The organism is Polaromonas sp. P1_G2, assembly GCF_056405515.1.
Genome location: NZ_JBFUBY010000105.1, coordinates 1 through 12,976, shown reverse-complemented (window position 1 = coordinate 12,976; position 12,976 = coordinate 1). Strand labels below are relative to the sequence as shown.

Sequence of the window (12,976 nt, the reverse complement as noted above, 5' to 3'; positions counted from 1 at the left end):
GCTGCTGATCGCCGCCTTCATGCTCTCCGTGCTGCGCGACACGCTGAAAATGGAAACGCCCTACGCCCGGGCCGCGCAGTCCGCCTTGCTGGCGCTGGCTGTCGCCTGCCTGTTCAATTCCAGCCTTTATGACGGGCTGATCGGGGATTTCTTCTGCGTCCTGATCGGCCTGCTGCTGGCATTGGGCTTGAGCAAACCCGCCGGCCCGCTCTCACCCGAACGCGCGACGTGAGCGTCTCCCCCGACACCGCTACCGCCGCCATGGCCCCGAGGCAGAGCCTGTGGCGCCGCCTGGCGCGCGTCTGGCCCTACTTCAGCGGCTCGCGCACCGGCTGGGCGCTGGCCGTGGGTGCAACCATCGTCGCGTCGGCCACCGAGCCCTTTGTGCCGGCCCTGCTCAAGCCCCTGCTGGACCGGGGCTTCCAGAAAGGCGCGCTGGACCTGTGGCTGGTGCCGGTCACGCTGATCCTGCTGTTCGCCGTGCGCGGCATCTCCGGCTTCGTGGCGCAGTACGCCCTGGCCAAGGTCACCAACGAGGGCCTGCAGTCGCTGCGCCGGGCGATGTTCGGCAAGCTGCTGAGTTCGCGCCTGTCGCTGTTCGCGGACCAGTCCTCCAGCGCCATCGCCAACACCGTGGTCTACGAGGTGTTCAACGGCTCCTCGATGATGATCAACGCCGTCATGAAGCTGGCGCGCGACGTCCTCACGCTGGCGGCCCTGGTGGCCTACCTGCTGTTCCTCAACTGGAAGCTGATGCTGATCGTCTCGCTGCTGTTCCCGGCGGTGGCGCTGGTGATCCAGCTGCTGACGCGGCGGCTGTACCGCCTGACCCGCGAAAGCCAGGTCGCTACCGACAACCTGGCCTACGTCGTCGAAGAAAACGTGCTGGCCCACCGCGACGTGCGCCTGCACGGCGCGCAGGCCGGCCAGGCTTCGCGCTTCGAGGCGCTGAGCAACACGCTGCGCCGGCTGTCCATCAAATCCACCGTCGCCTACGCCGGCATGAGCGCCATCACCCAGGTGCTGGCCGCCATGGCCTTGTCGGCCGTCATCTCCATCGCCCTGCTCCAGGGCTCGGAAAACACCACCACGGTGGGCGGCTTCGTGGCCTTCGTGACGGCCATGCTGCTGCTGATCGCGCCCATCAAAAGCCTCTCCGACGGCGCCACGCCGATCACGCGCGGGCTGGCGGCGCTCGAGCGCGGTCTGGACCTGGTCGACCTCATCGAGGACGAAAGCAGCGGCAGCTTCAACAAGGCGAGGGTCACCGGCGACATTGAGTTTTCAAGCGTCAGCGTCGTCTACAAGCCGGATGCGCCGCCTGCGCTGGACGGCATCAGCCTGTCGATACGCGCCGGTGAAACCGTGGCCCTGGTCGGCTCTTCCGGCTCCGGCAAGACCACGCTGGCCAGCCTGCTGCCGCGCTTTGTCGATTACAGCGCCGGCAGCATACGGCTGGACGGCACCGAGCTGCGGGACTGGGACCTGGCTTCGCTGCGCTCGCAGTTCGCCTTCGTGAGCCAGCACGTCGTGATGTTCAACAACAGCATGGCCTTCAACGTCGCGCTGGGCCAGTCCTTCGACAGAGACAAGGTCGTGCGCTGCCTGGCCGCCGCCAACCTCGGCCAGCTGCTCGAGGAACTGCCGCAAGGCATAGACACCGTGCTCGGCCACAACGCCATGCAGCTGTCCGGTGGCCAGCGCCAGCGGCTGGCGATTGCCCGGGCGCTGTACAAGGATGCACCCGTGCTCATCCTCGACGAAGCCACCTCGGCCCTGGACACGGAATCGGAAAAAGCCGTCCAGGAAGCCATACAGAGGCTGGCCGCGGGCCGCACCTCGCTGATCATCGCCCACCGGCTGTCCACCATCCAGCACGCCGACCGCATCATCATGATGAACGCCGGCCGCATCGTCGAGCAGGGAAGCCATGCGGCGCTGCTCCAGAACAACGGCGCTTACGCCCACCTTTACCGCCTGGGCTTCCAGGGCGCAGCCTAGAAAGTCTTTTCCCGATGCCAGTCTCCATCAGCGGCTTTACCTTTATTCGCAACGGCGTGGGCCTGGGCTTTCCGTTTGAGGCCTCCATCCGCTCCCTGCTGCCCCTGGTCGATGAATTCGTCGTGGCCGTGGGCAAGGGCGAGGACGACACGCTGGAACGCGTCAAAGCCATCAACGACCCGAAAATCCGCATCATTGAAACCCTGTGGAACGAGCGCATGGCCGACCGCGGCTTTGTCTATGCCCAGCAAAAAATGATCGCGCAGTATTCGTGCACCGGCGACTGGGCCTTCTACCTCGAAGGCGATGAAGTGGTGCATGAAGGCGAACTCGCCGCCATACGCGCCAGCGTCGAGCGCCACCACAACAACCCGGCCGTCGAGGCGCTGGTCTTTGACTACCTGCATTTTTACGGCTCGCCCGACTGGATCTCCATCAGCCCCGGCTGGTACCGCCGCGAATGCCGGCTGATCCGCAACACCATACGCAGCTATGCGCCCGACGGCCAGTACTGGCTGGTCACCACCCAGCACAAGCGCGGCCGCAACCCGCAGGCCGCGCTGGCCAACGCGCACATCTACCACTACGGCTGGATACGCCGTAACGAGGAAATGCAGAAGAAGCTGGACCAGGTCAGCAAGTACTGGGGCGAAGCCCGGGCCGCGCAGATCACCTACAGCCAGTTCGACCGCCGCGCTCTCGCCCCCTTCACCGGCACGCACCCCGAGGCGGTGCGGCAATGGCTGGCCACCGAGGCCGAACCGGTCCTGAACATAGACCCGGCCTACAAGCCCACGCCCAAGGAAAACAAATACCACTTCATGCGGCAGGTGGAGACCTTGACCGGGCTGGACTTCAGCCGCAAGCACTTCAAGCTGGTGGCCTGAAGCCGGGCACGGCTCAGAGCGGTGCGTCCTTCGCCGCGACGGCGGAAAAGTACAGCGCTTCCTGCTGCAGCGCGATTTCGCGCCACTGGTAGTTCGCTGCAAAGGCCGCTGCGCCCCGTGACAGCGTTTCCCGCAGCGCTGGTTGGCCCAGCAAATCCCCCAAGACTCGCGCCAGCTCGCCCGCATCCCGGGGATCATCCAGCAGCAGCGCATTGGCGCGCTGCGCCAGCAGCCCGGCAATGCCGCAGTACTTCGGCCCGCTGACCACCACCGGCAGGCCGTGGGCCATGGCCTCCAGCACCACCATCGCAAAGGTGTCCTCGAAGGTGGGATGCACCAGGATGTCGGCGGCTTCATAGGCCGGGCTCACGTCCTTGAGGGCCCCCAGAAAGAAAACCCGCGAACCCAGCTTGAGCGCCTCGGCCAGCGCGCGGAACTCGGCAATGTGGGCTGGGTTGCCCACCACGGCCAGCACCACGTCGTCCGGCAACTGGGTCATGGCCTGCAGCAAGGCCTGCAGGCCCTTCTTGCGGTAATCATTGCCGACAAATAACAAACAAGTGCCTTGCGCCGGCAAACCCAGCCCTGCCCTTGCCTCGCGCTTGCGATCCATGGTCACCGGCAAGCTGGGCATATTGATGCCCGGCGTGATGACGGAAAGCGCGTCGCGGCAGCCCGGGTAGGCAGCCTCCATGATGGGCCGCAGGCTTTCGGAGGTCACCACCACCTGCCTGCCTGGGCGGGCTGCATAACGTGCGCGCTCCAGGCCCAGGTAAGCCAGCAGGCGCGGGCTGGTCACGACCTTGACCCAGCGCAGGACACGGCGCAAGCCTTGGCGTCCCTGGAACAGGCTGTATTTGACCGGCAGCACGTGCACCGTCTGCACCTCGCCGTGCCAGGTGTTCTCATGCGAATGCACCACGTCAAAGCCACGGCGTGTCGCCCACCAGGTGGCCGTGGCGAACCACAGCTGGTTGATCCAGCGCGGCTTGCGCAGCGGGGCCGAAACCTTGTGGTAAATCACGCCCGGCCACTGGTGATCGATTTGCTGCGCGAACACATGCACCTCGTGCCGGGCCGCGAGCTGCTCGACCAGGGCGATGGAGTAACGTTCCGCACCGCCGCCGGTCGGGGAGAAAGTCCGGTTGAAAACGGCGATGCGGAGTTTCCGGGGCGCAGCCGCCAAAGGCGTGGGCGGGCTCATTTTTTCCGGCGGTCTTCGTAAGCGGTGGCAACCTTGAGCCAGAACACCGGCAAGGTGGTCGAGCGCAGCACTGGCACTCGCGGCAGCCGCAGCAGGTCCATGCCTTCGTGGCAGCGGCTGCGCTGGGTGGTGGTGGCGGTGGCAAAGCCCAGCGTCCGCGCCATCTCCACATGCCTGGCCTCGAAATGGCCGTAGGGATAGCAGAAATGCGCCACCGGCCCGCCCGTGACGGATTCCAGCCCGGTTTTGCCCCGCACCATTTCCTCGACGCAGCCCGCCTCGTCGGTTTCCATCAGGTTGGCGTGGCTGTAGGTGTGCGAGCCTATCTCCTGCCCACCCGCCACCCATTGTCGGATCTCGCCCTCATCCATCAGCGGCGTCTGCGGGATGCCGATGCCCTGGTCCCAGATGTTGGTTTTCCCGAGCAAGCCGCTGACCGCATAGCAGGTCGACGAAAAGCCCTGTTTCACCAGCACCGGCAAGGCATGGCTCAGGTTGTTGCGGTAGCCGTCATCAAAGGTGATGCCAACCACCTTGCCGCCGCGCTCGCCGCGCAGGTAGGGCATCAGGCCGCTCATCGAGAGGCCGGTGTAGCCCAGGCGCTTGAGCCAGGCCATTTGCCGCGCGAAAGCCGCGGGCGACACGTAGAGCCCGCGGAACGGGCTGCTGCCTTTGGGCGGAGCCTCGGCGATCTGGTGGTAGACCAGGATGGGGWTGGGTTGGCGGTTCAGGGTCGGCATGGACAGGAAGAAAGGTTCACAGCAGCACGATGTCGTATTGCTCCTGCGCCATCGCGGCTTCCGCCTGCAGGGAAATCGGCTTGCGGATGAAGTCGCTGAGGCTGGCAAGGTGCTGGCTTTCCTCGTCGAGAAAGAGTTCTATCACCTTGGGCGAGGCCACCACGCGGAATTCGCGCGGGTTGAACTGGCGCGCCTCGCGCAGGATCTCGCGCAGGATGTCGTAGGTCACGCTGCGCGCGGTCTTGACGACACCCTTGCCCATGCAGGCACTGCAGGGTTCGCAGAGCTGGTGGGCGAGCGATTCGCGCGTGCGTTTGCGTGTCATCTCCAGCAGGCCCAGCGCGGAAAAACCGTTGACCGTGGTCTTGATGCGGTCGCGCGCCAGTTGCTTCTGGAATTCGGCCAGCACCGCGTCGCGGTGGTTTTCCCGGATCATGTCGATGAAGTCGACGATCACGATGCCGCCCAGGTTGCGCAGGCGCAGCTGGCGCGCGATGGCCTGCGAGGCCTCCAGATTGGTCTTGAAGATGGTGTCATCGAAATTGCGCGCGCCGACAAAACCACCGGTGTTCACATCCACCGTGGTCAGCGCCTCGGTCTGGTCGATGATCAGGTAGCCGCCCGACTTCAGGTCCACGCGCCGGCCCAGGGCCTTGGCGATCTCCTCGTCGATGTTGAAGAGGTCGAAGATGGGCCGCTCGCCGCCGTAGTGCTGCAGCTTCTGCACGGTGGCCGGCATGAACTCCATGGCGAAGGTCTTGAGCTTTTCGAACTGCTCGCGCGAGTCTATGCGTATGGTCTGCGTGTCCTCCACCACCAGGTCGCGCAGCACGCGCTGCAGCAGGTTCAGGTCCTGGTGCAGCACCGACGCCGGCGGCAGGCGCAGCGAGGCGTCCTTGATGCGCGCCCAGGTCTTGCGCAGGTAGGTGATGTCCTCGGCCAGTTCGGCGTCCGTCGCGTCCTCGCCGTTGGTGCGCAGGATGAAACCGCCGCCCATGTCGCCGGCCAGGGCCTGCACGCGCTGGCGCAACTCCTCGCGCTGCCGGGGCGGGATTTTTTGTGAGACGCCGATGTGGTTGTCCTGCGGCAGGAAGACCAGCAGGCGGCCCGCGATGCTGATCTGCGCCGTCAGGCGCGCGCCCTTGGTGCCTATGGGGTCCTTGAGGACCTGCACCATCACCGCCTGGCCTTCGAACAGCTGTTTTTCAATCGGCTGCAGCGAGGCCATGGCCGGCGCCGTGAGGCCGYCGGCTGCGGCCTGGGCGTCGCTGTCGGCATGGCGGCTGCTGATGCTGCTCATCAAATCGGCCACGTGCAGGAAGGCCGCGCGGTCCAGTCCGATGTCGATGAAGGCCGACTGCATGCCGGGCAGCACCCGGGCCACCTTGCCCAGATAGACATTGCCGACCAGGCCGCGTTCCAGGGTGCGCTCGACATGAAGCTCCTGCACCGCACCGTGCTCGACCACCGCCACCCGGGTTTCCTGCGGCGACCAGTTGATCAGGATGTCTTGTTGCATGGGGGTCCTGAAAAAGTGTGGGGTTCGGAGGCTAGAGGCGAATGCCGGCGGCTTTCAGCAAAAGCGCCGTTTCCCTYAGCGGGAGCCCCATGATGCCACTGTAGCTGCCGTCTATCCGGCTGATGTGCATGGCCACCCTGCCCTGCACCGCATAAGCGCCGGCCTTGCCCATGGGTTCGCCACTGGCCACGTAGCTGCGAATCTCGGCCGGCGTCAGTTCGTCAAAACTCACGCGCGAAGTGCTGAGGGCCGCGAAACGGCGGCGCCCGGCCTGCACGGCCACGGCCGTCAATACCCGGTGCGTACCGCCCGACAACTCGCGCAGCATGCGCGCCGCGTCCTTCGCGTCGTCCGGCTTGCCGTAAATCACGCGGCCCATGGCCACCGTGGTGTCCGAGCAGAGTATGGGCGCCGGCGGTAGCTTGCGCCGCTTGAGGCGCGCGACCGCCGCATCGAGCTTGAGGGCGGTGACACGCTGCACGTAGGTGGCGGGCGCTTCGTTTTTAAGCGCTGCCTCCAGCGACTCGGCATCTTCTTCGGCGTCCGGGAGCAAGAGTTCGTGTCGCACGCCCAGTTGCTCCAGCAATTGCCGCCGCCTGGGGCTTTGTGAGGCCAGGTAAATAAAGTCAGCCATGCGCAGGCTACTCTCGATGGTAAGGATGGTTAATCGTGATGCTCCACGCGCGGTAGAGCTGCTCGATCAGCAGCACACGCACCATGGCATGCGGCAAGGTCAGGTCCGAGAGGCGCAGGCGCTCGTGCGCGGCCTGCTTGAAGCCGGCGTCCAGCCCGTCGGGCCCGCCTATCACGATGGCGACGTCGTCGCCGGACAGCTGCCAGGCTTTAAGCCTTTCGGCCAGGGCCACGGTGGTCACGGCCGTGCCGCGTTCATCAAGCGCCACGACACGGGTGCCGCGCGCGATGCTGGCCTCTATGCGCCCGCGCTCGGCGGACAGCAGGTTTTCCAGGGTCTTGGAGGCGCGCGGCTCGGTCTTGACGGCCTTGAGCTCGACCTTGAGTTCGGGCGGAAAGCGTTTGGCGTAGTCGTCGTAGGCCGTCTGCGCCCAGTCGGGCACCTTCTGGCCGACGGCTACGATCGTCAGCCTCATTTGCTCCGGGAAGCGGTTTTCCTGGGGGCGGGTTTCTTCGCCGTGGTCTTGGCGGCGGCCACGGCCGTCTTCCGGGCGACGACCTTTTTGGGTGCCGGCACCTTGACGATGGGCGCTTTCACGGCGGGCTTGGCCGTCTTGGCTCCGGCGCGCGCCGGCTTGGCGGCGGGCTCGGCCGCCGTCGCGGTCGCATTGCGTTTGGCGGTCCAGTCGTTGGTCTTGCCGACGCGGCCCACATAGCTGGAGTCAGGGGCCTTGGCGGGCGCCTTGGTTGGTGCTTTGCCCGGTGCTTTTGCCGCCGATTTGGCCGCCGTCTTTGCGCCTGGTTTGGCGGCGGTTTTCGCGCCGGCACGGCTGGCCTTGGGCTTGGCTTCGGGTTCGGCGACGGGTTTGGAGGCCTTCACCAACGGCGCGGGCGCGCCCAGTTTCTGCTTGATGGGCTTGTCGCCCCAGAGCTCTTCGAGGTGGTAGTACTGGCGGATGGTCGGCTGCATGATGTGCGCCACTGCGGCGCCGCAGTCGACGATGATCCATTCCCCGTTGTCTTCGCCCTCGATGCGCGGCTTGGCGAAGCCGGCGTCGCGCACCGCATCGCGCACGCTGGCGGCCAGCGCCTTGGTCTGGCGGTTGGAGCTGCCCGAAGCGATGATCACGCGCTCGAACAGCGAGGTGATGTGTTCGGTGTCGAAAACCTGGATGTCCTGCGCCTTGACGTCCTCCAGGCCATCAATGATGGCGCGCTGCAATTTCTGCACATCCTTTTTATCGGCGGCGGCGGAGGTTTTGGCGGTGGTGGAGGTCATGCAGTGTGGTGCTTCGATAAGGTAGGGAATTAATGGGAACGGTATAGCTGGTGCAGTGAAATATAACGCGCAACGGCTTCAGGAACCAACCGGGTAATTTCCCCCGCCGTGGCCGCCCCGGAGGCCGTTAACTGGCGTATCTGGGTGGCGCTCACGGGCATCAGGGGGAGATCGAGCAGGGTAAAACGGCTGCTGCGGCTTTCGTAGGCCTCAAATTGAGGCTCGGCCGGCATGGATTGTGCGCGGCCAGCTATACAAATTATAGCAAGGTCGAGGATGTCCTGCCACCGGTGCCATTGCCGGAAGGCGGCGAACTGATCGGCGCCTATAAACAGGTAGAGATGGGCGCCCGGATTCTCGGCCTGCAGGGCCAGAAGTGTGTCTATCGTGAAGGTCGGCCCGGGGCGCTGCACCTCGCGCTCGTCCACCCGCACATGGGGGATGGATTCGAACGCCAGCCTGGCCATGGCCAGCCGGTAGGCCGGCGCGCTCAGGGACTGCGACTTGTGCCAGGCATGGCCCGTGGGCACCACATACAGCGTGTCCAGGCCGAACTGCGTGACGGCCGCCCCGGCCAGGGCTACATGGGCGTTGTGCGGCGGGTCGAAGGCGCCGCCAAAGACGCCTATGCGTTTGCCCGCGGGAGGCGGCTTTGCGTTCAAACCCAGTCCCGCCGCGGCAAAAACGCCGTGTACAGGCGCTCTTCAGGGCTGCCGGGCTCGACGCCCCGCTGGTAGGACCAGCTCGCCAGCGGCGGCATGGACATCAGGATGGACTCGGTGCGCCCGCCCGACTGCAGGCCGAAATGCGTGCCGCGGTCCCAGACCAGGTTGAATTCCACGTAGCGGCCGCGGCGGTAGAGCTGGAATTCGCGCTCCCGTTCGCCATAAGGCGTGTCCTTGCGCCGCTCCACGATGGGCAGGTAGGCCTGCAAAAAGGAATCCGCCACGCCCTGCATCATGGCAAAGCTGCGCTCGGGGCCCAGTTCCTGGAAGTCGTCGAAAAACACGCCGCCTATGCCGCGCTGCTCCTGCCGGTGCTTGAGGTAGAAGTATTCGTCGCACCACTGCTTGAAGCGCGGGTATTTGTCCTCGCCGAAGGGCGCCAGCGCGTCCTTGCAGGCCTGGTGGAAGTGCACGGCGTCTTCCTCGAAGCCGTAGTACGGCGTCAGGTCCATGCCGCCGCCGAACCAGCAGACCGGCGCATCGGGGCTGGCGGCCGGCGCCGCGGCCAGCATGCGCACGTTCATGTGCACCGTCGGCACATAGGGATTGCGCGGGTGGAACACCAGCGAAACGCCCAGCGCCTCAAACGGCGCGCCGGCCAGTTCGGGCCGGTGCTGTGTCGCCGACGGCGGCAATTTTGGCCCGCGCACATGCGAAAAGCCGCAGCCGGCGCGCTCGAACACCTCGCCCTGCTCCAGGATCATGGTCAGCCCGTTGCCCTGCAGCGTCTCGCCGGGCTCCTTTTGCCAACGGTCGGCCACAAAAGGGCTGCCGTCGATCTCCGAGATGGCCTGGGTGATGCGCTGCTGCAGCGCCAGCAAAAAGTCTCGAACGCCTGAAATATCGGTAGTCATACTGAGGTGTACCCCAAAGAACAGGCGCCGCACAGCGGCAGCCGTCCGATGATCAGGGCTTGAGCGCGCGCCAGCCGATGTCCTTGCGGTACTGCGCACCGTCAAAACCCAGGCCCTGCGCGACCTCGTAGGCGCGCTGCTGCGCGGCCTTGACCGTGCTGCCGAGCGCCGTCACGCAGAGCACGCGGCCGCCCGAGGTCAGTGTCGCATCGCCATCCTTGCGCGTGCCGGCGTGGAACACCATGGCGTCCTCGGGCGCGTCGCCGGGTTTGACCAGGCCGTGAATCGCGTCGCCCTTGCGCGGGTTCAGCGGGTAGCCGTGCGCGGCCATCACCACGCCCAGGGCCGGCCGGCGGTCCCAGTCGAGCTCGATCTGGTCCAGCGCGCCCGAGGTGGCCGCCATCATCACGTCGTAGAGATCGGTCTTGAGCCGCATCATGATGGGCTGGGTTTCCGGGTCGCCCATGCGGCAGTTGAATTCGAGTGTCTTGGGCTTGCCTTCGGCGTCGATCATCAGGCCGGCATACAGGAAGCCGGTGAAGGGGATGCCGTCTTTTTCCATGCCCTTGATGGTCGGCAGGATGATCTCGCGCATGGCGCGGCCGTGCACTTCGGGTGTGACCACCGGGGCCGGCGAATACGCGCCCATGCCTCCGGTGTTCGGGCCTTCGTCGCCGTCCAGCAGGCGCTTGTGGTCCTGGCTGGTGGCCATGGCAGCCACGTTCTTGCCGTCGCACATCACGATGAAGCTGGCTTCCTCGCCCTGCAGGAATTCCTCGATGACGACGCGCGCGCCGCCCTCGTTGTGCGTCACGCCCAGCGGGTTGAAATCCGGGTTGGGCGCGAGCATGAATTCGATGGCCTCGTGCGCCTCGTGCAGCGTCATCGCCACCACCACGCCCTTGCCGGCTGCCAGGCCGTCGGCCTTGACGACGATGGGCGCGCCTTTTTCGTCCACATAGGCGTGGGCCGCGGCCGCGTCGGTAAAGGTTTCGTATTCGGCCGTGGGAATGCCGTGGCGCTTCATGAAGGCCTTGGAAAAGGCCTTGGAGCTTTCCAGTTGCGCGGCGGCCTTGGTCGGACCGAAAACCCGCAGGCCGTGCGCGCGGAACTCATCCACGATGCCCGCCGCCAGCGGCTGCTCGGGGCCGACCACGGTCAGCGCGATCTTTTCGGCCAGCGCCCATTCGCGCAGCGCCTTTACATCGGTGATGGCGATGTTTTCCAGCCGCGAATCGAGCGCCGTGCCGCCGTTGCCGGGCGCGACGTAGACCGCCTGGACTTTCGGGGACTGGGCCAGTTTCCAGGCCAGCGCGTGCTCACGGCCGCCGCCACCAATAACAAGAACTTTCACGGGAGGTTCAATCTAAAAAACAGCAAATAGCTGAGGTACACAACAAGAATAAATACGATGCCGAAAATGACCTTGGCGGCCGCCTTGCCTCGGCGCTGCATCTCAAGCGCCTGGTCGTTGACTTTGCCGGCCTTCATGATGTTGGCCCGGGTTTCGTCGACCAGCGACTTCTGCACGGCCAGGGATTCCTTCTGCAACGCAATGGCCTCGCCGCGCAGGCGGTTGCCCTCCTGCAGCAGGGTTTCAATGCGGGCCAGCCGTTCCGAATCGTCCATCATCTCACCCTTGGGCTTCAGTTTTCGAGGGCCGCGTTGTGGAACACGTCCTGGGTGTCGTCCAGGTCTTCCAGCACGTCCAGCAGTTTTTGCATCTTGCGGGCGTCCTCGCCGGCGAGCTCGATCGTGTTGTCGGCGCGCATGGTGACTTCGGCGATCTCGGGCTTGAGGCCGGCGGCCTCCAGCGCGTTGCGCACGGCCTCGAAGCCGGTGTAGGGCGTGAGCACCTCGATGGCGCCGTCCTCATGTGTGATCACGTCGTCGGCGCCGGACTCCAGCGCCACTTCCATGACCTTGTCCTCGCTGGTGCCGGGCGCAAAAATCAGCTGGCCGCAGTGCTTGAACTGGAAGGCCACCGAGCCCTCGGTGCMCATGTTCCCGCCATTCTTGGAAAAGGCGTGGCGGATCTCGGCCACGGTGCGCACCTTGTTGTCGGTCATGCAGTCGACGATGATGGCCGCGCCGCCTATGCCGTAGCCCTCGTAGCGCACCTCTTCGTACTGCACGCCTTCCAGGCTGCCGGTGGCCTTGGCGATGCCGTATTTGACGTTTTCATTGGGCATGTTGGCCGCTTTGGCCTTGTCCACCGCCAGCCGCAGCCGCGGGTTGATGCCCAGGTCGCCGCCGCCCATGCGGGCCGCCACCATGATCTCGCGCATCACGCGCGTCCAGATTCGCTGGCGTTTTTCGTCCTGGCGGCCCTTGCGGTGTTGAATATTCGCCCATTTACTATGACCAGCCACGACGGAAACCCTTTATTCAATGCTTTTCGGTGATTAATTGATTTAATCTACAAMCCGCATTTTACTTTTTCACCCACCGCACACCCCCATGGCCGAAACCACCGCCCTCCCCCTGCTCATCGCCCGCAACGCCGACACCCAGTGCGAACTGCTGCCCGGCCTGGCGAACCGCCACGGYCTGRTSACCGGCGCCACCGGCACCGGCAAGACCGTSACGCTGCAGACTCTGGCCGAAAACTTCTCGAAAATCGGCGTCCCGGTCTTCATGGCCGACGTCAAGGGCGACCTGACCGGCATCAGCCAGGCCGGCACCATAGGCGCCAAGATGGCCGGCGTGCTCAAGGAGCGCGGCATAGACATCCCCGAATCGCTGGCCTGCCCGGCCACGCTGTGGGACGTCTTCGGCGAGCAGGGCCACCCGGTGCGCGCCACCGTCTCCGATATGGGGCCGCTGCTGCTGGGCCGCATGCTCAACCTCAACGAGACCCAGGCCGGCGTGCTCAACCTGGTGTTCAAGATCGCCGACGACGACGGCATGCTGCTGCTGGACCTCAAGGACCTGCGCGCCATGCTGCAGTACGTGGGCGACAACGCCAGCGAGTTCACCACCCAGTACGGCAACGTCAGCGCCGCCAGCGTGGGCGCCATCCAGCGCGGCCTGCTGCAGGTCGAAAGCCAGGGCGGCGACAAGTTCTTCGGCGAGCCCATGCTCAACATCAGCGACTTCATGCAGACCGTTGACGGCAAGGGCGTCATCAACAT

General features: G+C 65.5%; 14 protein-coding genes and 1 pseudogene. 4 read left to right on the top strand and 11 right to left on the bottom strand.

Annotated elements, in window-relative coordinates; translation table 11 throughout:
* The 3 genes and pseudogenes from AC1D0P_RS12760 to AC1D0P_RS12750 form a co-directional block, all read left to right on the top strand.
* A pseudogene (locus tag AC1D0P_RS12760) lies at positions 1 to 232 on the top strand (O-antigen ligase family protein); the annotation flags it as partial.
* Between the two features lie 29 nt (positions 233 to 261).
* Entirely contained in the window at positions 262 to 2,001 is a 1,740-nt protein-coding gene (gene msbA / locus AC1D0P_RS12755) for a lipid A export permease/ATP-binding protein MsbA (protein ID WP_477677079.1), read from the top strand.
* Between the two features lie 14 nt (positions 2,002 to 2,015).
* On the top strand, positions 2,016 to 2,888 hold the full coding sequence (locus AC1D0P_RS12750; RefSeq protein ID WP_436154545.1) for a glycosyltransferase family protein: 873 nt from the start codon (positions 2,016 to 2,018) through the stop codon (positions 2,886 to 2,888).
* Positions 2,889 to 2,901: 13 nt separating this feature from the next.
* Here AC1D0P_RS12750 and AC1D0P_RS12745 read toward each other — a convergent pair whose 3' ends face one another.
* The 11 genes from AC1D0P_RS12745 to AC1D0P_RS12695 are packed head-to-tail and all read right to left on the bottom strand — an operon-like array spanning position 2,902 to position 12,214.
* The gene (locus tag AC1D0P_RS12745) at positions 2,902 to 4,092 is read right to left on the bottom strand and encodes a glycosyltransferase family 4 protein (protein ID WP_477677078.1); all 1,191 of its coding nucleotides are present in this window, start codon (positions 4,090 to 4,092) and stop codon (positions 2,902 to 2,904) included.
* Positions 4,089 to 4,832, bottom strand: coding sequence for a polysaccharide deacetylase family protein (locus AC1D0P_RS12740; RefSeq protein WP_477677077.1), 744 nt, complete (start codon positions 4,830 to 4,832; stop codon positions 4,089 to 4,091). Before AC1D0P_RS12740 ends, AC1D0P_RS12745 begins: the two co-directional genes overlap by 4 nt.
* A 16-nt stretch (positions 4,833 to 4,848) precedes the next feature.
* Complete coding sequence (gene rng / locus AC1D0P_RS12735) at positions 4,849 to 6,351, bottom strand: ribonuclease G (protein ID WP_477677076.1); 1,503 nt, start codon at positions 6,349 to 6,351, stop codon at positions 4,849 to 4,851.
* Positions 6,352 to 6,382: 31 nt separating this feature from the next.
* Positions 6,383 to 6,985: a Maf family protein gene (locus AC1D0P_RS12730; protein WP_477677075.1), complete on the bottom strand. Its 603-nt coding sequence runs from the start codon at positions 6,983 to 6,985 to the stop codon at positions 6,383 to 6,385.
* Between the two features lie 7 nt (positions 6,986 to 6,992).
* A complete protein-coding gene (gene rlmH / locus AC1D0P_RS12725; RefSeq protein ID WP_436154540.1) occupies positions 6,993 to 7,460 on the bottom strand; it encodes a 23S rRNA (pseudouridine(1915)-N(3))-methyltransferase RlmH in 468 nt (155 codons plus the stop codon).
* Positions 7,457 to 8,263: a ribosome silencing factor gene (rsfS, locus tag AC1D0P_RS12720; protein WP_477677074.1), complete on the bottom strand. Its 807-nt coding sequence runs from the start codon at positions 8,261 to 8,263 to the stop codon at positions 7,457 to 7,459. The genes rlmH and rsfS overlap by 4 nt, the downstream gene beginning before the upstream one ends.
* Before the next feature lie 29 nt (positions 8,264 to 8,292).
* Positions 8,293 to 8,925, bottom strand: a complete 633-nt coding sequence (gene nadD / locus AC1D0P_RS12715) for a nicotinate (nicotinamide) nucleotide adenylyltransferase (protein WP_477677073.1) — start codon at positions 8,923 to 8,925, stop codon at positions 8,293 to 8,295.
* Positions 8,922 to 9,842 carry an oxygen-dependent coproporphyrinogen oxidase gene (hemF, locus tag AC1D0P_RS12710; RefSeq protein ID WP_477677072.1) on the bottom strand — a complete coding sequence of 307 codons (921 nt, stop codon included), beginning with the start codon at positions 9,840 to 9,842 and terminating at the stop codon, positions 8,922 to 8,924. Before hemF ends, nadD begins: the two co-directional genes overlap by 4 nt.
* Positions 9,843 to 9,894: 52 nt before the next feature.
* Positions 9,895 to 11,196 (bottom strand): phosphoribosylamine--glycine ligase, encoded by a 1,302-nt coding sequence (gene purD / locus AC1D0P_RS12705; protein WP_477677071.1) that lies wholly within the window; start codon positions 11,194 to 11,196, stop codon positions 9,895 to 9,897.
* Positions 11,193 to 11,471, bottom strand: coding sequence for a hypothetical protein (locus tag AC1D0P_RS12700; protein ID WP_477677070.1), 279 nt, complete (start codon positions 11,469 to 11,471; stop codon positions 11,193 to 11,195). The genes purD and AC1D0P_RS12700 overlap by 4 nt, the downstream gene beginning before the upstream one ends.
* A gap of 17 nt (positions 11,472 to 11,488) precedes the next feature.
* Entirely contained in the window at positions 11,489 to 12,214 is a 726-nt protein-coding gene (locus AC1D0P_RS12695) for a YebC/PmpR family DNA-binding transcriptional regulator (RefSeq protein ID WP_477677069.1), read from the bottom strand.
* A gap of 88 nt (positions 12,215 to 12,302) precedes the next feature.
* Between AC1D0P_RS12695 and AC1D0P_RS12690 the strand changes: the two genes are divergently transcribed.
* On the top strand, positions 12,303 to 12,976 hold a 674-nt coding region (locus AC1D0P_RS12690; protein ID WP_477677068.1), incomplete at its 3' end, for a helicase HerA-like domain-containing protein.